Source organism: Allobosea sp. P2_A10 (assembly GCF_056405115.1).
On the sequence record NZ_JBFUCS010000001.1, the window covers coordinates 218,664 to 240,202 of the forward strand.

The 21,539-nt window shown below is 66.7% G+C and carries 19 protein-coding genes; 6 read left to right on the top strand and 13 right to left on the bottom strand.

Annotated features, from left to right (window positions below; genetic code table 11):
- Positions 1–2 precede the first annotated feature (2 nt).
- From AC1DZY_RS01085 to AC1DZY_RS01095, 3 genes are all read right to left on the bottom strand, one after another.
- The gene (locus AC1DZY_RS01085; RefSeq protein WP_476818207.1) at positions 3–500 is read right to left on the bottom strand and encodes a tripartite tricarboxylate transporter TctB family protein; all 498 of its coding nucleotides are present in this window, start codon (positions 498–500) and stop codon (positions 3–5) included.
- Positions 501–665: 165 nt separating this feature from the next.
- Positions 666–1,664, bottom strand: coding sequence for a Bug family tripartite tricarboxylate transporter substrate binding protein (locus AC1DZY_RS01090; RefSeq protein ID WP_476818208.1), 999 nt, complete (start codon positions 1,662–1,664; stop codon positions 666–668).
- A 257-nt stretch (positions 1,665–1,921) separates the two neighbouring features.
- Positions 1,922–2,647 (bottom strand): GntR family transcriptional regulator, encoded by a 726-nt coding sequence (locus tag AC1DZY_RS01095; RefSeq protein WP_476818209.1) that lies wholly within the window; start codon positions 2,645–2,647, stop codon positions 1,922–1,924.
- Between the two features lie 151 nt (positions 2,648–2,798).
- On the opposite strand from AC1DZY_RS01095, the gene AC1DZY_RS01100 reads away from it, so the two are divergent.
- From AC1DZY_RS01100 to AC1DZY_RS01110, 3 genes are all read left to right on the top strand, one after another.
- Positions 2,799–3,995: a pyridoxal-phosphate-dependent aminotransferase family protein gene (locus AC1DZY_RS01100; RefSeq protein WP_476818210.1), complete on the top strand. Its 1,197-nt coding sequence runs from the start codon at positions 2,799–2,801 to the stop codon at positions 3,993–3,995.
- A 112-nt stretch (positions 3,996–4,107) separates the two neighbouring features.
- Positions 4,108–4,899: an enoyl-CoA hydratase/isomerase family protein gene (locus AC1DZY_RS01105; RefSeq protein ID WP_476818211.1), complete on the top strand. Its 792-nt coding sequence runs from the start codon at positions 4,108–4,110 to the stop codon at positions 4,897–4,899.
- A gap of 12 nt (positions 4,900–4,911) precedes the next feature.
- Positions 4,912–5,580: a transglutaminase-like domain-containing protein gene (locus AC1DZY_RS01110; RefSeq protein WP_476818212.1), complete on the top strand. Its 669-nt coding sequence runs from the start codon at positions 4,912–4,914 to the stop codon at positions 5,578–5,580.
- Here AC1DZY_RS01110 and AC1DZY_RS01115 read toward each other — a convergent pair.
- Positions 5,577–6,662, bottom strand: a complete 1,086-nt coding sequence (locus AC1DZY_RS01115) for a hypothetical protein (protein WP_476818213.1) — start codon at positions 6,660–6,662, stop codon at positions 5,577–5,579. The genes AC1DZY_RS01110 and AC1DZY_RS01115 overlap by 4 nt on opposite strands.
- Before the next feature lie 125 nt (positions 6,663–6,787).
- Positions 6,788–7,204 (bottom strand): thiol-disulfide oxidoreductase DCC family protein, encoded by a 417-nt coding sequence (locus AC1DZY_RS01120; protein WP_476818214.1) that lies wholly within the window; start codon positions 7,202–7,204, stop codon positions 6,788–6,790.
- Positions 7,205–7,362: 158 nt separating this feature from the next.
- Here AC1DZY_RS01120 and AC1DZY_RS01125 point away from each other — a divergent pair, with 158 nt between their 5' ends.
- From AC1DZY_RS01125 to AC1DZY_RS01135, 3 genes are read left to right on the top strand one after another with little or no spacing between them, the layout of a single operon-like run.
- Positions 7,363–7,848, top strand: a complete 486-nt coding sequence (locus AC1DZY_RS01125) for a MarR family winged helix-turn-helix transcriptional regulator (protein WP_476818215.1) — start codon at positions 7,363–7,365, stop codon at positions 7,846–7,848.
- Positions 7,849–7,907: 59 nt separating this feature from the next.
- Positions 7,908–9,122 (top strand): efflux RND transporter periplasmic adaptor subunit, encoded by a 1,215-nt coding sequence (locus AC1DZY_RS01130; RefSeq protein WP_476818216.1) that lies wholly within the window; start codon positions 7,908–7,910, stop codon positions 9,120–9,122.
- Positions 9,119–12,244 carry an efflux RND transporter permease subunit gene (locus tag AC1DZY_RS01135; protein ID WP_476818217.1) on the top strand — a complete coding sequence of 1,042 codons (3,126 nt, stop codon included), beginning with the start codon at positions 9,119–9,121 and terminating at the stop codon, positions 12,242–12,244. The genes AC1DZY_RS01130 and AC1DZY_RS01135 overlap by 4 nt, the downstream gene beginning before the upstream one ends.
- Here AC1DZY_RS01135 and AC1DZY_RS01140 read toward each other — a convergent pair.
- The 8 genes from AC1DZY_RS01140 to AC1DZY_RS01175 form a co-directional block, all read right to left on the bottom strand.
- Positions 12,201–13,916 (bottom strand): DUF4166 domain-containing protein, encoded by a 1,716-nt coding sequence (locus tag AC1DZY_RS01140; protein ID WP_476818218.1) that lies wholly within the window; start codon positions 13,914–13,916, stop codon positions 12,201–12,203. The two genes, AC1DZY_RS01135 and AC1DZY_RS01140, sit on opposite strands and share 44 nt — an antisense overlap.
- Positions 13,917–13,948: 32 nt before the next feature.
- Complete coding sequence (locus tag AC1DZY_RS01145) at positions 13,949–15,223, bottom strand: acyl-CoA dehydrogenase family protein (RefSeq protein WP_476818219.1); 1,275 nt, start codon at positions 15,221–15,223, stop codon at positions 13,949–13,951.
- 181 nt (positions 15,224–15,404) lie between these two features.
- On the bottom strand, positions 15,405–16,463 hold the full coding sequence (locus tag AC1DZY_RS01150) for a phosphotransferase family protein (RefSeq protein WP_476818220.1): 1,059 nt from the start codon (positions 16,461–16,463) through the stop codon (positions 15,405–15,407).
- Positions 16,464–16,515: 52 nt separating this feature from the next.
- On the bottom strand, positions 16,516–17,895 hold the full coding sequence (locus AC1DZY_RS01155; protein ID WP_476818221.1) for a methyl-accepting chemotaxis protein: 1,380 nt from the start codon (positions 17,893–17,895) through the stop codon (positions 16,516–16,518).
- Between the two features lie 117 nt (positions 17,896–18,012).
- Entirely contained in the window at positions 18,013–19,572 is a 1,560-nt protein-coding gene (locus tag AC1DZY_RS01160; protein ID WP_476818222.1) for a GMC family oxidoreductase, read from the bottom strand.
- Positions 19,573–19,594: 22 nt separating this feature from the next.
- Positions 19,595–20,002 (bottom strand): DUF2442 domain-containing protein, encoded by a 408-nt coding sequence (locus AC1DZY_RS01165; RefSeq protein ID WP_476818223.1) that lies wholly within the window; start codon positions 20,000–20,002, stop codon positions 19,595–19,597.
- Positions 19,995–20,234: a DUF4160 domain-containing protein gene (locus AC1DZY_RS01170; RefSeq protein WP_476818224.1), complete on the bottom strand. Its 240-nt coding sequence runs from the start codon at positions 20,232–20,234 to the stop codon at positions 19,995–19,997. Before AC1DZY_RS01170 ends, AC1DZY_RS01165 begins: the two co-directional genes overlap by 8 nt.
- A gap of 50 nt (positions 20,235–20,284) precedes the next feature.
- Positions 20,285–21,523: an aspartate kinase gene (locus tag AC1DZY_RS01175; protein WP_476818225.1), complete on the bottom strand. Its 1,239-nt coding sequence runs from the start codon at positions 21,521–21,523 to the stop codon at positions 20,285–20,287.
- Positions 21,524–21,539 lie beyond the last annotated feature (16 nt).

Here is a 21,539-nt window from a genome sequence, read left to right on the forward strand (position 1 = left end):
CCTCAGTAGCCGAGCATGGTTTCGAGTGGACCCTTGGGCAAAGGCACGCGGAACTGCAGTTCGAAGATCCAGAAACAGGCGATCGGCACGAGCACGGCTGTCAGCAGGATCGCGTACCAGCGCGAGGTCGCGACCACGCCCATGAAGACGATGATGAAGATGCCGGCGGCGACATAGAGCCCGAGCGGCTGGACCAGCGCCACGAACAGCACCAGCGGCCCGAACACCCGGGCGACCTGGCCAAGCTGCTCATAGGTCACGAACACGCTGTTTTCGGCGCGGAAGGACTGCCAGAGGATGAAGAGCGAGGCGGCAAGGAAGATCCAGCCGACGCGCGCCGGGAAGAAGCCGTTCTGCGGACCGTTGTCCCAGCCCGCGCCGCGCCCGTAGGAATCGTAGAGCACCAGCAGGCCAAGCCCGATCAGGAGCAGCGCGGTGACGATCTCGACCGGGCGGCGAGAGAGGCCGCGCGGCGGCGGAGCGTCTTCAGCACTCGACATCTGGCATCCCCGGTATCGTCACTCCGGACAAGCGGCGCAGCCGCGCCGATCCGGAACCCATCATCGAGCTCGACAGCGCCTTACGATGGATTCCGGGTCTCCGCTGCGCTGCGCCCGGAATGACGTGGCGTGTCTGGCGAATGGAGCAGAGCATGCGCCGCCCGCTCACTTCGCCATGAAGCCGGCGTCGCTCATCAGCTTTTCGTGCTTGGCTTCGTCCGCTTTGAGGAAGGTCACGAAGGCCTCGCCATCGCGGTAGTCGGGCACCAGCGCGTTGCGGGCGAGGTACTCCTTCCACTCCGCCGTCTCGGAGACCTTCTTGAAGAGCGAGACGTAGAAGGCCTGTTGGTCCTTGGTGACCTTGCCGGGCATGAACATGCCGCGCAGCATCTGGTAGCTGACCGGCAGCCCCTGCGAGGCGCAGGTCGGGATGTCGGCCCAGGACATGCCGTCGGCGACCTTCTCGGTATAGGCCATGTTCTTGTCGGCGAAGACGCAGAGCGGGCGCGTCGCGCCGCCGCGCCAGTTGGCCAGATCCTCGGCCGGGTTGTTGGTGTTGGCGTCGACATGGTTGCCCGAGAGCTGGGTCGAAGCCTGGCCGCCGGAGGTGTAGGGGATGTAGGCGAATTTGGTGCTGCCCTGCTTCTCCATCGCGTAGACGAGCAGATTGTCCTCGCGCTTCGACGAGGTGCCGCCGACCTTGAGCGGGGCGCTCGCGGCCTTGGCCGCGTCCATGAAGTCCTTGGCCGTCTTGTAGGGCGCCTTGGCGTTGACCCAGAGCAGGAAGGAATCCTGCGCCATCATCGCGACCGGCGTGTACTCGGTCCAGTTCAGCGGCAGCTTCGTCGCCATCGGCGTCATGAAGATGCCCGATGAGGTGGTGATCAGCTTGTGCGGATCGCCCGCCGCCTTCTGGATGTCGAGCATGCCCTCGGCTCCGCCGGCGGCGGGCTTGTTGACGACGATGATCGGCTGCGTCGTGAACTGGTTCTTCTGGATGATGCCCTGGATGGTGCGCGCCATCTGGTCTGACGCGCCGCCCGCCGAGAACGGCACGACGATCTCGATCGCCTTGGTGGGCTCCCAGGCGAAGGCCGGCGCGACGCCGGCGAGCAGGGCGGATGCGGCAAGCCAGTGCTGTTTCGTGATCCTCGGCTGTTTCATGATCCTCGATCTCCCTGAAGTCGCGCTCTGACGGCGTCGTGGGGAGAGCGTAGAATCAAAAAATTTTGCATTCAATCTGAAATTTAACCTGGACGAAGATGAGCGCGATATTGGGCAAAGAACCTCCGCGTCATCCCGGACAAGCGGCGAAGCCGCGCCGATCCGGGATCCATCATAGGGCGCCGTCCTGTCTTATGATGGATCCCGGGTCTGCGCTTCGCTGCCCGGGATGACGATGGCGGTTCGGTCAGGAGCCTTCACACGTCGGCGGCGACCTGCGACTGCGCCGCCTTGCGCTTGTTGCGCAGGTGCAGGAACAGGATGTCGCTGAGCTCGCTGCCGGCGCGCCGGCGCAGCGCGTCGAGGATCGCCTCGTGCTCGCGCATCGCCTCGCCCCAGCGGTCGCGATCCTTGGCGAGATTGGCCGAATAGCGCACGCGACGGATGCGGCCGGCGAAGCTGGCATAGGTTGCGCTCAGCGCCGCATTGCCGGCGGCTTCCACGATCATGCGGTGGATCGCCTGATTGCACTGGAAATAGCCGTGCATCTCCCGCCGAAGGTAGAATCGATACATCTCGTGATGCATCTGCTCGATTTCGGCGACCTCGGCATCGGAAATCCGCTCGCAGGCGAGCCGGCCGGCAAGAGCCTCGAGCCCGCCCATGACGTCGAACAGCTCGTGCAGATCCGCCGGGCTGAGTTCGCGGACGCGGGCGCCCCGGTTCGGCAGCAGGTCGATCAGGCCTTCGGCAGCCAGCACCTTCAGCGCCTCGCGCAGCGGCGTGCGTGAGATGCCGAAGCGCTCGCACAGAGCCCGCTCGGGCACGCGTGCGCCGTCGGCGAGATTGCCCTCGACGATATAGTCGCGCAACGCCGCCAGCAGCCCGTCATGCAACGATGCGGCCGGACGCAGCGGCTCGCCACTGCTGCCGGCCTCGGTCGCGTCATCTGCCGTCTGGACGTCGAAAGCCATGCTTGCCATGCTCAATCGCTAAGCCTCCAATATCCGCCTGTCGAGCGATCGCATCGTATAATTGCACTCTATCATGATATTGCATTCCCAAAAAATGAATGCAAAAAAGCGAATTCGGAAGCGCGCGCCTGAAACTGCGTCGCTCTAGGGAGGACTAGCCATGGCAGCGCAACAGGGCCGTCATTTTCTGCATATCCCCGGCCCGAGCCCGATTCCGGACCGCATCCTGCGCGCCATCGCGATGCCGATCATCGACCATCGCAGCGCCGAATTCGCGGTGCTCGGCAGGGAGGTGCTGGAAGGCTGCAAGACCGTTTTCAAGACGAAGCAGCCGGTGGTGATCTATCCGGCTTCCGGCACCGGCGCGTGGGAGGCGGCGATCGTCAACACGCTCTCGCCCGGCGACACCGTGCTGATGGCCGAGACCGGCCATTTCGCCACGCTGTGGAAGCAGATCGCCACCCGCTTCGGCATAGAGGTCGAGTTCATCCCCGGCGACTGGCGGCGCGGCGCCGACCCCGCCGCAATCGAGGCCAGGCTCGCCGACGACAAAGCGCGCAGGATCAGGGCGGTGATGGTCGTCCATAACGAGACTTCGACGGGGTCGACCAGCCGCATCGCCGAAATCCGCAAGGCGATCGACGCCGCCGGTCATCCCGCCCTGTTCATGGTCGACACGATCTCCTCGCTCGCCTCGGTCGACTACCGCCATGACGAATGGCAGGTCGACGTCACCGTGTCGGGCTCGCAGAAGGGCCTGATGCTGCCGCCCGGCCTGAGCTTCAACGCCATTTCCGAGAAGGCGATGGCGGCCTCGAAAGCCAACACGCTGCCGCGCTCCTATTGGGACTGGCAGGAGATGGTGAAGATCAATGCCGGCGGCTTCTTCCCCTACACGCCGGCGACGAACCTGCTCTACGGGCTGAAGGAGGCCATCGCGATGCTGCAGGAGGAGGGGCTGGACGCCGTCTTCGCCCGTCACCAGCGCCTCGCCGCCGCCTGCCGCGCCGCCGTCAAGGCGTGGGGGCTGGAGGTGCTTTGCGAGAACCCGGCCGAGCAGTCGCCGGTGCTGACGGCCGTGATGATGCCGCCGAGCCACAGCGCCGACCGCTACCGCAGGATCGCACTGGAGAAATACAACATCTCGCTAGGTTCCGGCCTCGGCAAGGTCGCCGACAAGGTCTTCCGCATCGGCCATCTCGGCGAGTGCAATGAGCTGATGCTGCTCGGCGCATTGTCGGGCGTCGAGATGGGGCTGGCGGCGGCTGGCGTGCCCCATCGCAGCGGCGGCGTCGCGGCGGCGATGGCGGCTTTCGAGCAGCCCGACCAGGGCAACAGGGCGCCGGTCGCAGCCTGAACGGTCGTGTGGCCGCGCCCATCGGGCTCGCCATCGCATGCCGTCGCAAGGTTGCCGCGACTGGTGCTAGAACGGCTCCAGCCCCGCAACCGGGGCTGATCCGGAGCGCGTGATGTTCACCTCGTCAGACCCGATCCTGCTGGACATCGCCGCCGGCGTCGCGACGGTGACGCTCAACCGGCCAAGCGTGCTCAACGCCCTGGACGTGCCGATGGCGCAGGCGTTTCTGGCTGCGATCGAGCGGATCTCTGTCCGTGACGATGTCCGCTCCATCCTGATCAAGGGAGCGGGCAGGGGCTTTTGCGCCGGTGGCGATGTCTCGCAATTCAGCGCCGGTGGCGATTCGGGAGCTGCCATCGATGCCATCATCCAGCCCTTTCACGCCGGGCTTCGGCTGCTCGACAGTCTGAAACAGCCGAGCGTCGCCTGCCTCCATGGCGCTGTCGCCGGTGGCGGCTTCAGTCTCGGTATCGCGTGCGACATGGTCATCGCCGCCGAGAACGCGAAGTTCACCCTCGCCTATACCCGGATCGGCGCGACGCCCGACGGCTCGGCAAGCTATCACCTGCCGCGCATCGTCGGCGCCCGAAAGGCGCTGGAGATCGCCCTGCTGGCGGAGACGCTGGACGCCGGCGAGGCGCTGCGTCTGGGGTTGGTCAACCGCGTTGTGCCCAATGATCGTGTCGAGGCCGAATCCATGGCGCTGGCGGCGCGTCTCGCCGCGGGACCAACGCAGTCCTATGGCGCGATCAAGCAAATGCTGAAAGCATCGGGTGGCAACACGCTGGCGCGGCAGCTCGAGGTCGAGCGCGAAGCCTTTGGCGCTTCGACCCGGACGGAGGACTTCCGCGAGGGCGTAACGGCGTTCCTCGAAAAGCGCGCCCCGCRCTTCAGCGGACGCTGAAAGACGCAAGCCATGCAGGACAGCCACCGCACGCTTTTCACCAGCCCGGCCGAATACGTCGACAGCGACCTTCCCATCGTCGCGGCCGAAGCACGCCTTCTGACCGACGGCATCGCCGATCCCGTCGAGAAGGCGTCGATCCTCTATGAGGCCGTTCGCGACGGCATCCGCTACGATCCCTATCGCGATTTCACCGATCCCGACACGTTTCGTGCCAGCGCTGTGCTGGCGGCAGGGACGGGCTTTTGCGTCGGCAAGGCCGCGCTCTACGCCGCCTTTTGCCGGGTCGTCGGCATTCCAGCCCGGGTCGGGCTCGCCGACGTCAAGAATCACCTCGCCACGCCGCGCCTGATCGAGGCGATCGGGACCAACGTGTTCCACTATCATGGCTTCACCGAGGTCTATCTGGGCGGGCGCTGGCTCAAGGCTTCACCGACCTTCAATGCGACGTTGTGTGAAAAGCTCGGCGTCGCGCCCTTGCCGTTCGATGGCCGGCATGACGCATTGCTGCAGAGCTTCGACGGGCAGGGCCGCGAGTTCATGGCTTACCTTGCCGAGCATGGCGCGTTCTTCGATGTCCCGACCAAGTTCCTGATCGCGGAGATGGCGCGGATCTATCCCAGGCTCTGTGTGCCCGGCGGCCTCCATGGCGCGACGATGGAGCAGGAGGCGAGGAGCTAGCCAAGCAGAGTCGCGACGACGGTGCTGGCCTGAGGGTGCCATGCGAAGGTCACGATCGAGTTGGGCCAGTCGCTGACACGCAGTGCGTTGCGCGAGCGGATCAGCCCCTCCGCCAGCTCGTCGCCGGCGATGTAGAAGCCCATCAGGAACTTGCCCTTCGGAAACGCCTGATAGGCGCGCTTGAGTACGGAGAGACCGAGATACGAGGCTGCGCCGTCTTCATCCGCCTTGGCGGAACCCTCCAGATAGTAGGTAACATCGCGGTTTTCGACGAGCCGCATCGTCGCGGCGACCTGATCGCGGCCGCGCACGCTGGCGATGACACCTTGCGCCGGGCACAGGACGAGGTTTGCAAGGTGCCCGACGATCGCGCCCAGTGCGTTGAAGGCCATGCCCTTGCGCGCGTACATCTCGCCGCGAATCTTCACCAGCGTGAAGATGTCGAGAATGGAAGCAAGTCTGCTGCGCCTGACGACGGGGGCATCGGCAAACCGCGCGGTGAACTTCTTGACGTTGCGTTTGGTGTTCTGGCTGATCTTCGCCCGATAGAGATCCCATGTCGGCCAGCGCGCGAAATCGATGCCCTGAACGACGGCGTTGATCGTCGTTTCGACGGCGACGCCAGGCAGGGCCCGCAGATCGTCCTCGCGCGACGCTTCCAGGCTCCAGTTCCAGCCATAGCGATAGGTTCCTGGTCCACACGCGGTCAGCGCCGCTGTCATCGCGGCGGGCCATCGTTCGGCGTGGCCGGGGTCGAGCAGGATTCCGTCGTAGAATTCGCGCACGTCGCGCCGGAAACGGATGGTGAAATAGCCGATCGGCTTCGGCGTCCCGGGCAGTATCACGGCGAAGATGAGCGGACGGCGCCAGGGCTGCTTGAAGGACAGGGCGCGCAAGTGTCCAAAGGCCGAGCGCATCGAGCCGCCGACCTGCGCCATGGCGGCGTCCCATTCGGCCGCGCCGATGTCCCCCAGCGCGACTTCCCGAACGGTCAATGCAGGCTCGGCGATCGTCGCCGATGCGTCGGCAGGCGCCCACGCCAGCGCGACGTTTTGCCGGTCAAGAGATGGAACGATGCTCACGTCTGCCCCGGCTCGCTAGCGAGTCCTTGTTTAGAACGGCTATAGCTAGCAAACGCTGAAAATGCACTGCAACATGCGCGCGATATCTGTCGGTATCCTAAAGATTTGCGAGTGTCGCCAGTCCGTCACGGCCCGCCCGGCAGAGTGAAGCGGTGGCGCTGGCCCGGGTCGGGCAAATCGCAGGACGCCTTCTGGCCAAACAGGCGATAGCGGTTGCGCGCCACGCGGTCGTAGAGCCAGTCTCGCAGCTGGCGCGGCAGCATGCGACCGCCCAGCAGCAGCCGCGCTGGCCCGTCGAGATGCGCGATCAGGGCAAGGACACCGTCCGATTTCGTCAGCGCCCGGCCGCCTTCGATGAACAGGAAGCTGTCGGGCTCGTCGGGATCGATGCCATGCGCCAGCGCAAGCTGGCGCCCTTCCGGCGACTGGATCGCGACGAAACGCATCTTGTCGTCGCGCTCGCGGCGGAGCGTGTAGCGGACGCCGCCTGAGCAGAGGACGCAAACGCCGTCGTAAAGCCAGATCGGCGTGTCCGTGCTCATCTCGCCTCCCGCGATCCGGCCAATGCCATGTCGCGCGGACGGCGTCGCGTGGCAAGCCCCGACGGCGCTCGCGATCTGGTGATTGTGCACCTGCGAAGACGATCCCGAAATCGCCGCAATCGCACGCCATCTCCTAAGTAGGCTTATCATATGGAGGCATGGCAAATATGCGCCCGCTCAAGCGCGAACTGGTGTTCCAGCTCGTCGAGACCGCAAGGCTGTTGCGCACCCATGTCGACCAGCGTGCGCGCCAGCATGGCACGACGCGGGCGCAATGGGGCGTGCTGGCCCGGCTGCGCCGGCAGGAGGGCTTGAACCAGGCCGCGCTGGCCGAGCAGCTCGAGCTTCAGCCGATCTCGCTGGCGCGGTTGATCGACAGGCTGGAGCAGCAGGGTTTCGTCGAGCGCAGGCCAGACCCGGGCGACCGCCGGGCCCATCTGCTGCACCTCACGGCGGGTGGCCGCGCATTGGTCGATGATCTCGATGCGGTCCGCAGCGAGATCGCCGATGAACTGCTCGATCGCGTCGAGTGGACGGCGATCGAGACATCGCTTGCAACGCTGAGCGCCATTCGCGATCGCATCAGACCGGCGCGCGCGGAGCGCGTCGCTGGCCACGCCCGTACCGCGGACACCGCCGCCTGACCGCGAAGCCGGGCCAAGCCACGACACGACCAGAGCCACGACACGAGCAGAGCCGAGACATGAACCGAAGCACCATCCTGATCAGCGCCATCATCGCGACAGCCGCCATCGCCACGGGAGCCTGGCTGACCACCTCGCGTGGAGCGGTCGATACGGGTGACGCCGCGCGCTCGGCGCGCGCCGGCCGCAATGGCGAGGGCTCGGCCGTCGCGGTGGTCACGGCAGCGGCCGTTCAGGGCGACATGCCCGTGCGCAAGCGCGCCATCGGCTTCGTCGAGACGCCGGCCAGCGTCGTGGTGAAGTCGCGGCTTGATAGCCAGATCATGACGCAGGACATCAGGGACGGTCAGTTCGTCAATGCTGGCGACCTGCTCTTCACCCTCGACGATCGCGACATCAAGGCGCAGATCGCCAAGGATGAAGCGGCGATCGCTCGCGACGAAGCGGTGCACAAGCGCACTGAAGCGGACCTCGCGCGCTATCAGCAACTGCTCCTGAAGAACGCCGGCACGCAGCAATCGGTCGATCAGGCGACGGCCGACGAGCGCTCGGCGGCTGCGACCATCCTCTCCGACAAGGCGACGCTCGACGCCGACAAGCTGAAACTGAGCTACACCCGCATTCTCGCGCCGATCGCCGGCCGCATCGGCGCCGTCCTGGTGACGCCGGGCAATCTGATCGGCGCCAACAGCACCGGCACGGGTCTGCTGACCATCACGCAGATGAAGCCGCTGCGCGTCACCTTCACCTTGCCTGAGCGCGACCTGCCGGTTCTGCAGGGTGCGCTCGGCCGGGGGACGCCGGTGCCGGTGACGGCCAGCGTGCCCGACACCGGCAAGCCGGCGGCGCAGGGCGTGCTCAATTTCGTCGATTCCAGCGTCGACATGACCTCTGGCACGATCACGGCCAAGGCCGCCTTCGCCAATGACGACCTCGCTCTGTGGCCGGGGCAATATGTCGATGTCGAGATCGCCGCCGACACGCTGCTCGGCACGACGATCGTCCCGACGGTCGCCGTCCAGACCGGCCAGAAGGGGCCCTATGTCTACGTCGCGAAGGCCGACCAGACGGTCGAGTTGCGCCAGGTCAAGCTCGCGCTCAGCGACGGCGATCGCACCGCCCTGTCGGAGGGCGTCGCGGCCGGAGAGCGCGTCGTCACCGATGGTCAGATGCGGCTGAAGACGGGAACGAAGGTGCGCGAGCGCGACGACAAGGGCGCGGCCCCGCCAGCAAAGCCGGAGGGAACGCCGGTCGCCGAGGGAGCGAAGTCATGAACCTGTCGGGTTTCTGCATACGCCACCCGGTCGCGACCATCCTGATGTCGCTCTCGCTCGTGCTGGCGGGCCTGTTCGCCTATCGCTTCCTGCCCGTCGCGGCGCTGCCGCGCGCCGAATTTCCGGTCGTCAACGTCTCCGCGCAGCTTCCCGGCGCGTCGCCCGATACGATGGCGACCTCGGTCGCGACGCCGCTGGTCAAGCAGTTCGCCACCATCGCCGGCATCGACTCGATCGCGACGACGAACGCGCAGGGCTCGACCTCGATCGCAATCCAGTTCGTGCTCAGCCGCAACATCGACGCCGCCGCGGCCGATGTGCAGGCCGCCATCGCCCGCGCGCAAAAGCAGCTCCCGCTGGAGATGACGACGCCGCCGAGCTACCGGAAGGTCAATCCGGCCGATGCGCCGATCATCCTGCTGGCGCTCAAGAGCGATGTCGTGCCGCTTTCGCAGCTCGACGCCTTCGCCCAGCAGGTCATCTCGCCCGCCCTCTCGACGGTGGACGGCGTCGCGCAGGTGCTGATCTTCGGCAGCCAGAAATACGCGGTCCGCATCCAGATCGACCCGGTCGCGCTCGCCGCGCGCGGCATCGGGGTCGACGAGTTGCAGACCGCCATCACCGCGACCAACGCCAACACCCCGGTCGGCACGCTGCAGAACACCAGCCAGCAGCTGACCATCCAGGCCCGCACCCAGATCGCCAACGCCGCCCAGTTCGCCAACGTCATCATCGCGACGCGCAACGGCCGCCCGGTGCGGCTCGGCGACATCGCCAAGGTGATCGATTCCGTCGAGAACGCGCAGACCGCGAGCGCCTATGACGGCATGCCCGCCGTGGTGCTGGCCGTGCAGCGCCAGCCCGACGCCAACACCGTCGAGGTCGTCGACCGGGTCAAGGCGATGCTGCCGGCCTTCTCCGAGCAGCTGCCGGCCGCGGCCTCGCTCGCGCTCCTGAACGATCGCTCGCGCTCGATCCGCATGGCGGTCGACGACGTCCAGTTCACGTTGATGCTGACGGTCGTGCTCGTCGTCATGGTGATCTTCGTCTTCCTGCGCCGGTTCGCCGCGACCTTCATCCCGGCGGTCGCGGTGCCGATTTCGATCGTCGCGACGCTTGCCGCGATGTACGCCTTCGGCTTCTCGATCGACAACATCTCGCTGCTCGGCCTCACCCTCTCGGTCGGCCTCGTCGTCGACGACGCCATCGTCATGCTGGAGAACATCGTCCGCCATATGGAGGAGGACGGTCTCTCGGCCTATGACGCGGCGCTGAAAGGCTCGGGCGAGATCGGCTTCACCATCATCTCGATCTCGCTGTCGCTGGTCGCGGTCTTCATCCCCGTTTTGCTGATGGGCGGCGTCATCGGCCGCATCTTCAACGAGTTCGCGGTGGTGGTGACGGTCGCGATCCTGGCCTCGGCCTTCGTCTCGCTGACGCTGACGCCGATGCTGTGCTCGCGGCTGCTGAGCGGTTACGGCCATGAGCACAAGGAGAACGCCTTCGGCCGTGTGCTGGAAGCCGGTTTCGACGCCATCCTGCGCGGCTACGACCGCGCGCTCGGCTGGGTCCTGCGCTTCAAGCCGCTCATGCTGCTGACCTTCTTCGGCACGCTGGCGCTGAGCGTCTGGTTGCTCCAGAGCGCCCCCAAGGGCTTCTTCCCGCAGGAGGACATCGGTCAGCTCCAGGTTTCGACCGAGGCGCGGCAGGACATCTCCTTCCCGGCGATGAAGGAACTGCAGGCCAAGGTGGCCGAGGTCTTCCGCAAATCGCCTTACGTCGCCCATGTCGCCTCGACGGTCGGAGGCAGCGCCGGCAGCGCCGGCGCGCTCAACGCCGGCAGGCTCTTCGTCGAGCTGAAGCCGCAGGCCGAGCGCCCGGCCTTGCAGGTCGTGCTGGCGGGGTTGCGCCGCGATCTCGCGCAGATCGCCGGCATCAACGCCTACATGACCCCCGTGCAGAACCTCAACATCGGCGCGCGCGCCTCCAAGAGCCAGTACCAGCTCGTCGTGCAGGGGCTCGATCAGGCCGTGATGAACGACTGGGCGGTGAAGCTAGCCGACGCCATGACGGCTAACCGCGCGACCTTCGCCGACGTGACCACGGACCTCCAGAACAGCGCCGCCGAGGCGACGCTCGTGGTCGATCGCGACAAGGCAAACCAGTTGAAGATCGGCGCGGATGTGCTTCGTTCGACTCTGTATTCCGGTTTCGGCGTGCGCCAGGTTTCGACCATCTACACCACCGGCGACAGCTATCAGGTCGTGGTCGAATTCGACCCGAAGGGCGGCTGGTCGGCCGACAAGCTCGACCAGATCCGCATTCGCGCCGGCAATGGCGTGCTGATCCCGCTCAGCGCGTTTGCCCATGTCGAGCGCACGGCGGGCCAGCTCACCGTCAACCAGCTCGGCCAGCTCCCCGCGGTGACGATCTCCTACAATTTGCCGGCGGGCGTCGCGCTCGGCGCGAGCGTCAACCGGATCGAGGCGCTGAAAGCCGAGATCAACCTGCCGAAATCGCTCTCGACCACGCTGGCGGGCACCGCCAAGACCTTCCAGGATTCGCTCGCCAATCAGGGCCTGCTGATCATGGGCGCGATCCTGACGATCTACATCGTGCTCGGCATCCTCTATGAGAGCTTCATCCACCCCCTGACGATCCTGACCGGGCTGCCTTCGGCCGCGATCGGGGCGCTCGGCGCGCTCAGGCTGTTCAATCTCGACCTGTCGGTCATCGCCATCATCGGCCTTCTGATGCTGATCGGCATCGTCAAGAAGAACGCGATCATGATGATCGACGTGGCGCTGGTGCTGAAGCGCGAGGGCAAGAGCCCGCGGGACGCGATCCATCAGGCCTGCGTGCTGCGCTTCAGGCCGATCCTGATGACGACGCTGGCGGCGCTGATGGGCACGCTGCCGATCGCGCTGGGGGCCGGCTCCAGCGCCGAGCTGCGCCAGCCGCTCGGCATCGCGGTGGTCGGCGGGCTGATGATCTCGCAGGTGCTGACCCTGTTCATCACGCCGGTGCTGTTTCTCTACATGGAGAAGCTCGAGGCCCTGTTCACGCGCAAGCCCGCTCCTATCGCGGGAGCGTTGGAGCCTCATCCGGCTCCGGCGGAGTGAGAGCTTCGCCGGCCGGCACGAGCCAGCCCCTGTAATGCGTCAACAGGCTCACGAGCGGCAGAGTCAGCTTCACGTCGAACCGGAAGCGGCCCTCGTCATCGACAAACTCCCGCGATTCCGAGCGCGGCCATAGCGCTCGCGGCAGGGGCAGGCCGAGACAGCGCAGGCCCGTGACCGGCAGCGCCAGCCCGCCATCGGCCGGTGTGAGCCCGAGCTTGAAGGACAGCGGGCCGAAACGTTCAGTCAGCGCACCGTCCGGACTGGTCGAGAGCCGCGATGCAAAGCGTCGTCCGCCGAAATTCCGTGTCCAGATTTCCACCGGGCCGGTCGTCGCATCGATCCGGTCGATCGTGACGGCGAGCGGGATGTCGCGGCTCGCGGGCGGCAGGCCGATGATATGGTGCAGCAGCCGCGCTGCCAGACTGCCGCCGACCGCGACTTCGGCGAACCCATGCCAGACCGGTGGTCCGTCGAGCCCGTGCAACAGGCGCAGCGGCGCGGGCAGGGCAGCGTATGCGACCTCGCCCAGCGCGGCCTTGAACACGCAATCGCGGTGCGCTCCTGCGTCGGTTTGGGTGCTGATGGCATAAGGCGCCATCTCCGCTTCGATCGCGCCGAGCGACAAGGCCCCAGCGGCGGAGCGTGCGCCGGGCGCGAGCGCGCCGTCGAGCAGTGCTCTCGTCGCGGCGGCCGCCGGCAGCGTCGGAACATGGGGGCCGTCGCCGCGCGCCGCCAACAGTGACCAGCGCGCCGTGCGCAAGCGGCCTTCGCCGTCGAGCCCGGTCGCCTCGACCAGCATGCCGCCGCGATCTGAGGTCGGCAGCCGCGTCAGCCTCCGCGCCGCGAGCAGCCACGGGATGAGCGGTGCGAGGCCGTCGATCGAGCCGGCGCGCCGCAGCCTGGCCAGCAGCGCGACGCCCGCCTGTTCGATCCACGATTCCAGCCCGGCATGAAAGGCGACGCGGGACGTTACGCGCAAGCGAGGCCCCAGCGACTGCGCATCGGCGGTCTCGACCACGGCGACGCGGCGCGATCCCAGGCCCGGGATCGCAATCCTCCTGCCGTCGATCCAGCCATCGGCCTCCTGCAACTCGCCTTCACGCCAGACCGGGACCGGGCGGCCGGCATAGCTCAGGATCGCGGCGATGACCGCTTCGCCGACCTCGCTGCGGCCGCCGGGCGTGATCGCGATGTCAATGGCGTCGATCCGTCGCCAGCCCCGGGTCAGTTCGGCCACGACCGCGGCTGACAGCGCCGGCGTCGAACTCGCTCCCGCCAACGCACAAAGCCCGCGCGTCTTCGCCAGATCGTCCAGCGCCGCGCCATAGCCTGTAATGTATTCGCGCGCATCAGCAAGATCGACGACATGCGCGCCGGCCGAGAGCGCCGCGCGCGGCAGGTCGTAGCCAGCGCCCTGGAACGGGCCGGACGCGTCGATCACCAGCCAGGGCGCGAGTTCCGCGAGCCGTCCGAGATCGCGGCGATGATCGAAGCCCATTCCCGAGACGGATGTGCCGTCCACCGGTGCGAGTTGCCCGGCCAGCGCCAGCGCCTTCGCGGCATTGCGAGAGGTCAAAACGAGGTCGAGCCCGGCGATGCCAGCCAGATGCATCGCCAGCCGCCGCCCGAAAACACCGGTCGCACCGACGAGCAGCACGCGTTTTGCGGTCACGGTTCTCTGTCTCGCCGGAACCCTCGCCGCGCCTAATGCGCCGCCGGCTTGATGTAGGGCCGCAATACGCCCTGCTCGGCGAAAGTCGAGCGGTTGCTTTCGCGGTGCTTCTTCACCTCGGCGCGCGCGACGGTGCGTAAGTGCACCTCGTCGGGTCCGTCGATGAAGCGCAGCGCCCGGCCCCATGAATAGATGAAGGCCAGCGGCGTGTCGTTTGAGAGCCCGCCGGCGCCAAAAACCTGCATGGCGCGATCGGCGATCTTGGTCTGCAGCCGCGTCGCCACGACCTTGATCGCCGAGACCTCGGTGCGCGCGGCCTTGTTGCCGTGCTTGTCCATCATCCAGGCGGCGCGCAGGCAAAGCAGCCGCGCCTGGTCGATCTCCATGCGGCCCTCGGCGATCCAGTCCTGGATGTTGGCGTAGTCGGCGAGGTTGCGGCCGAAGGCTTTTCGCTCCAGCGCTCGCTCGACCATCAGTTCGAGCGCGACCTCGCATTGGCCGATCGAGCGCATGCAGTGATGGATGCGACCGGGCCCGAGCCGCGCCTGCGCCAGCGCGAAACCGGCGCCTTCCTCGCCGAGGATATTGGCGGCGGGAACGCGGACCCCGGCGAAATCGGTCTCGGTATGGCCTTCCGGCGAATGGTGGTTCAGCAGCGGCAGATTGCGCATCACCGTCAGACCGGGGGAATCCATCGGCACGATCACCATGGAATGGCGCTTGTGCGGATCGGCGTCGGGGCGTGTGTCCGACAGCCCCATCACGATGCAGAACTTGACGTTGGGGTGCAGCGCCCCGGTCGTCCACCATTTGCGGCCGGTGACGACGTAGTCGTCGCCGTCGCGGATGATCGTGGTCTGGAGATTGGTCGGGTCCGAGGAGGCGACGCCGGGTTCGGTGATGCCGACGCAGGACCGGATCTCGCCGTTCATCAGCGGCACGAGCCAGCGCTGCCGCTGCTCGGGCGTGGCGAACATGTGCAGAATTTCCATGTTGCCGGTGTCGGGCGCGTTGCAGTTGAACACCTCCGAGGACCAGTAGAGCCGGCCCATGATCTCGGCGAGCGGGGCGTATTCGAGATTGCTCAGCCGCGTGCCGGGCTCGTCGGGCTTCAACGCGGGAATGAACAGGTTCCACAGGCCCTGCGCCTTGGCCCGCGCTTTAAGCCCGTCGATCAGCGCGATCGGATAACGCCCGGCTTCGGTCTCGGCTTTGTAGGTCGCGTCGGCCGGCTGGACATGGGCGTCCATGAAGTCCTGCAGCTTGGCCCGCAGGGCCTCGACCTTGTCGGAATAGGCGAAATCCATGGCGTTCCTCGTTCAGTCTTACTTGTATTCGTCGTAACGCGCCGTCATTCCGGGCGCAGCGCAGCGGAGACCCGGAATCCATCTTAGAGCAACGACAGCGCCTTACGATGGATTCCGGATCTGCGCCGCTGCGCGGCTTGTCCGGAATGACGCGATGTCTAGTCTTGGCGTCATCGATCCCTCACTCCGCTCCCTCGATCACCGCCTGCGCCCGCAGCGCAAAACTCTCCGCCATCGCGCCGACCGCGACCGCGTTCTCGGCGGCTGCGTTGCCGGATTTCGCCCGCGCCGCGATGCCGTCGAGGATGACCGCGAAACGAAACAGCGAGAAGGCGAGATGGAATCGCCCCGGTCCTTCGCTGCGACCGGCAGCGGCGATATAGCGGTCGAGATACTCGCCTTGCGTCGGGATGCCGAGCGCCTCGCGGTCGAGCCCGACGATGCCGGCATACATCGCCGGCGTCGAGTGCCAAGGCAGGCAGGAGAAGGCGACGTCGGACAAAGGATGGCCGAGCGTGGAGAGCTCCCAGTCGAGCACCGCGACGATGCGCGGCTTCCCCGGTGCAAACATCAAATTGCCCAGCCGGAAATCGCCATGGACGATGGCGGTCTCCGCGCTTTCGTCGAGGTTCTCCGTCAGCCAGGCGATGGCGCGATCCACGGCGGGAATCTCGCGCGTCTTCGTCTCCTGCCATTGGCCGCCCCAGCGGCGGAGCTGCCTTGCGTAGTAGTTGCCGGGCTTGCCGAAATCGGAAAGCCCGGCCGCCTGCCAGTCGAAGCCGTGTAACGCGGCCAGCGTCTGCGCCATCGCGAAATACATCGCCCGCCGCTCGTCCGGCGTCACGCCGGGTAGCGCCGTGTCGTGGAAGACGCGTCCGTCCAGCCGCTCCATCAGGTAGAACGGCGTGCCGACGACATCGTCCTGCTCATGCAGCAGCAAGACGGGCGGCACCGGCACGGGCGAGCCGCCGAGCGCTTTCAGGATGCGGTATTCGCGCTCGACTGCATGCGCCGAGGGCAGCAGAGGGCCGGGCGGCTTCTTGCGCAGGACGAGCCGGGTGCCGGCGTCGGGATAGGACAAAAAGAAGGTCGGATTGGATTGCCCGCCACTGATCCGCTCCAGCGTCATCGCGCCCGCCGCACGGCGCGGCAGGGCCCCGCGCATGAAGGCGTCGAGCCGGGTGGCGTCGAATTCGGGAGCGGAGGCTGGTTCTGGTGGGGAGGCGGCGCCGGCTGACATCGCCGGCATCATCGTGATTGCGGGCGACGCGGTCAACGCGTGAGGAGGCGCGTCAGGCTGCCCGCAGGGTCGAGAGGAAATGCGCGACGAGATCGCTGATCATCCCCGACGAGGCCTCGACCTGAACGGCCGCGATGTCGAGTTCTGCCGACATCCGCGTCACGTCGGCGATCGATTCGCGCGCTGCCTGCGCCGCCGACAGGCCTTCCTGCGTGCGCGTCGCGGCCTCCTGCGTGCCGGCGACCATGGCGCGGGTCGCAACCGATTGCTGTTCCACGGTCTGGTCGATCAGCGCGGCCGACTGTTCGAGCCGCGCGATCGTGCCGCCGATCGAACCGACATGGCTGACGCAGGATTGCGTCGCGGCCTGGACCTGCGCGATCTGCATCGAGATCTCGTCGGTCGCCTTCGCCGTCTGGTGCGCCAGCGACTTCACCTCGCCGGCGACGACCGCAAAGCCCTTTCCGGCCTCGCCGGCGCGGGCGGCCTCGATCGTGGCATTGAGTGCGAGCAGGTTGGTCTTGGTCGCGATCTGCTGGATCAGCGTGACGATCGAGCCGATCCGCCCCGTCGCCTCGGCGAGGATGCCGATCGCGGCCGTGACCTCGCGGGTGTCGGAGACCGCCTGGCCGGTGATCGAGAAGGTCTGCTGCGCCTCTCCGCTGACATGGTCGAGCGCCAGCACCAGTCCTTGCGTCGCAGAGACCGCGTCGCCGATACGCTTCGTGCAGTCGCGGGCGGCGTCCTCGGCGTAGGTCGCCTGCCGGTCGGCCTGTTCGCTGCCGGCCAGGCTGTTGGCGGCGTATTGGCGAAGCGTGCCGGCCGCGACCTTCAGGCTGCCCGACAGCGACGCGACATCGGCCTGGAACGCCGAGGACGCGGCGCGCAGATCGTTCTCGCGCTGGGTCAGCCCGATCCGGCTGGCGCGCTGATGGCACGAGGTCGCCGCCAGCACGTCGCACAGCAGCAGCTTGGTCAGCGCGGCGCATTCGGCGACCGCCTTCTTGCTGCTGAACCGGCGGCGGCGCTGGATTTCCGCAAAGAGCGGCTCGATCATGCGTATCGTCGTGCCCAGCCGGGTGCGCACGCCCATCGCATCGCCGAATTCGCTCTGGGCGGCGTCCGTCAGCGAGGCGACGTAGTCTTCGCCGAATTCAGCCGCGAACAGGATGCGGAAATGGTTCTCTTCGGTCGCGACGATCTTTTCGCGATGAAGCGCGACATGCGCCTTCATGTCGGCGACCGAGCGGTCGAGATGATCGCAATAGGCGTTGCTGGCGGTGGTGATGTGCGCGGTCGCGACCGGCAACAGGGCGCGTGCCACCGCTTTCGATGGCGCGGCGACGCCCGATGCCTGCAGCAGCTTTTCGACCGCCGCAGCGGTGATCGATACCGGCCTGGGCCCGGCTGCGCTTTGGAGTTTCTTGGTCACAAGGGCAAAATCACCTGGATTCTGCCGCAAACGCTTGCACGAATATGTTAACGATTTTCGATGCCCTATCTTTGGGCAGAGTTCCTGCCGTTGCATATTCGCGGTGAGGTCGCCGGATCAGCCCCGCGCGATCTCGGCGGCAAGCTTCTCGGCGATCATCACCGTCGTCAGATGTGTGTTGGCGCGCACCACTTCGGGCATGATCGAGGCGTCGATGACGCGCAAGGCGGTGCAGCCGATGACCCGGCCGGATGGATCGACGACTGAGCGGGGATCGTCAGCTGCGCCCATGCGGCAGGTGCCGGTGGCGTGCTGGGCGTCCGAGCACTCGTCGAAGAGCCAGTCGTCGAGTTCGGCATCGTCGAGCCGCTGCGTGATCGGCCGGCCCGACATGCCGTATTCGATCTGCGATGCGATCGCCTGGAAAGCCTCGGTCGCCGCTAGCGCCTCCAGCCGGCGCACGCCGTCGCGCATACGGACGAGATCGCTTTCGTCAGACAGCATGCACTCGTCGACGCGCGGATCGACCGCCGGATCACGCGTGGTGATCGCGACGCGGCCCTGGCTGAAGGCCTGGTAGACCGAGACGGCGAGGCGGCCGATGGTCAGATCGCCTTTGCCGAGCGCGGTCAGGTTGCCGGCGATCACGATCATGTCGTTCTCGCCGGCACCAGCCAGTCCCGAGCCGTAGCGTAGGCAGCAATTGGTGTGACGGTGCATCGGCGTGTCGACGACGGCATTCTCGCGCAGCCGCAGGACGAACGACATGATCGGATGGTCGAGCAGATTCTCGCCGACCGGAAGCGCGGCCACGGCGGGGATGCCAAGCGCGGCCAGCAGCGCGGCCGGGCCGATGCCGGAGCGTTGCAGGATCGCGGGTGAATGGATCGCACCCGCGCTGACGATGACCTCGCGCGTCGCGCGCGGCGAAAAGCTTTTGCCCCCGGCCATGACCTCGACGCCGTTGGCGTGGGGCCGGTTGCCCTCGAAGGTCAGCCTCGAGACCAGCGCGTTGCCGACGATAGTCAGGTTCGCCCGCCCGCGCGCCGGCTCAAGATAGCCGTCATTGGTCGAGACGCGCACGCCGGCCGCGCTGTTGATCGCATAGGGCGAGGCGCCGGTGCCGGTCGGAGCATTGTGGTCGGCGCACCAGCCATAGCCGAGCGCGAGCGCCGCATCTTTCAGCGCGAGATCGACCCGGCCCCAATCGGCTTCCGGTGCGCGGTAGACCGGGATCGGCCCGTCGACGCCATGCCACGGCTCGTGGCCGAAATTCACGTCGGTTTCGAGCCGGTTGAAGAAGGGCCGGACGTCGTCGAATCCCCAGCCGATGCAGCCCAGCGACTTCCAGCGCTCGAAATCATCCGGCACGCCCCGGATCGCGATCTGCCCGTTGATGGTGGAAGAGCCGCCGACCGCGCGCCCGCGCCAGAGCAGCTTCGGCTCCTGCCTCTCGGTGCGGCGCGCCAGCAGCTTCGGCCAGCGATAATCGTCGTCGCCGATCGCCCGCATCGGGTTGGGAATCTTGATGTGCTCGGGCGTCTCTGCCGAACGGAAATCGCGGCCGGCCTCGAGCAGCAGCACGCGGATGGCCGGGTTCTCGCTCAGGCGGGCGGCAAGCACCGCGCCGGCCGAACCCGCGCCGATGATGATGTAATCGTAGTCGGGTGCGAGCATGGCGGGTCTGGATGAGGAGGATTCAGCGTATCGCGGATTTGCGCGGTCGTCCGCCTTTGGCGCCATTCTCGCGTGCGGCTGCAGCCTTGGCCGCCGAAGTGACCTGTCCGGCGTGTCGCGCCATATGCGCTCGTGTTCCGAAAAGCCCGGCCAGCAATCCCGGCAGGGAAAGGTCGACGTCCTGTGCATCCCAGCGCAGCCCGTAGCCAGAGCCCAATACTTCGACCGTGGCGAGTTCCTCGTCGGTTGCGCTCTCCAGTCCCTGTGCCAGCCGTGGCGGGAAAGCGAAGGTGCAACCATTGGTCAGATCGACAATGACGCGGCCGATATGCCTGTCATAGCGGGCCGATGCCGCACGTGGTTCCGTACTCTGGGCCAGTGCGCCGCGCCGGAGCGCGGCATCGATCTCGGCATCGCTCAAGTCAGCCATGGATGTCTCTCCACCGGGCCAGGAAGTCATCGCGCCGCTCGACAGCAAGCCGCATCGCGCGTCTCACCTCTGTCCGCGTCATGCCGGCGGCCCATACCAGTTCTGGCTCGCCGTCAGGGCCGGTCAAGTTGATTTTGGCCTGCCCGTCTCCGAAAATATGGACGTGAGCAGGTTCGTGATCGTCGACGAAGATAACGACGCGCAGGCCATGCTCGCGATGGATCACGACCATAGGAAAATAACCTATCCGGATGGGTTATTCAAGAAGGCCTGGCGCTGCCGCTACGCCGCATCCAGCCCATAAAGCGAGTGCAGCGTCCGCACCGCCAGCTCCGTATAGGCCGCGTCGATCAGCACCGAGAACTTGATTTCCGACGTCGTGATCGCGCGGATGTTGATGCCTTTCTCGGCCAGCGCCCGGAAAGCGCGCGCCGCGACGCCCGCATGCGAGCGCATGCCGACGCCGATGGCCGAGACCTTCACCACATCGGTCGCGCCCTGCAGCGCCTGATAGGAGATTTCGTTGTGGCGCTCCTCCAGCAGCTTGCGGGCGCGCTCGTAGTCGGCGGTCGGCACGGTGAAGGTGATGTCGGTCGTCGCCTGATCGTCCGACACGACCTGGATGATCATGTCGACATTGATGTTGGCGTCGGCGAGCGGGCCGAAGATGGCGGCGGCCACGCCCGGCTTGTCGGCGACGCGCCGGAGCGTGATCTGGGCTTCGTCGCGCGAAAACGCGATGCCGGTGACGATCTGCTGTTCCACGATGTCGTCCTCGTCGCAGATGAGAGTGCCGGATTTGGGATTGTCGGGGTCGTCGAAGGAGGAGCGCACATAGGTCGGCACGCGCTGGGTCATCGCGATCTCGACCGAGCGCACCTGCAGCACCTTGGAGCCGAGTGAGGCCATCTCCAGCATCTCCTCGAAGGAGACCCGGTCCATGCGGCGCGCCTTCTGCACCACGCGCGGATCGGTGGTGTAGACGCCGTCGATATCGGTGTAGATATCGCAGCGATCGGCCTTGAGGCCGGCGGCCAGCGCGACCGCGCTGGTGTCTGAGCCGCCGCGCCCGAGCGTGACGATGCGGTTGCTCTCGCGGTGTACGCCCTGGAAGCCGGAGCAGACCGCGATCTCGCGATTTTTCGCAAAGCCGGCGATGATCGCCGTGCCGTCGACATCCTCGATGCGCGAGGAACCATGCGCGTCCGAGCCGTAGAGCGGGATCTGCCACCCCTGCCAGGAGCGCGCCGGCAGGCCGGCCTCCTGCAGCGCGATCGCCATCAGGCCCGACGTCACCTGTTCGCCTGACGCAACGACCACGTCGTATTCGGCGCGGTCATAAAGGGGGGAGGCCTCCTTGGCCCAGGCCACCAGCTCGTTGGTCTTGCCCGACATGGCCGAGACCACCACCGCGACCTCGTGGCCGGCATCGAACTCGCGCTTGACGTGGCGGGCGGCGTTCTTGATGCGCTCGACGGTTGCGACGGAGGTTCCGCCGAATTTCATCACCAGACGGGCCATGACAGTCCAGAGGCTT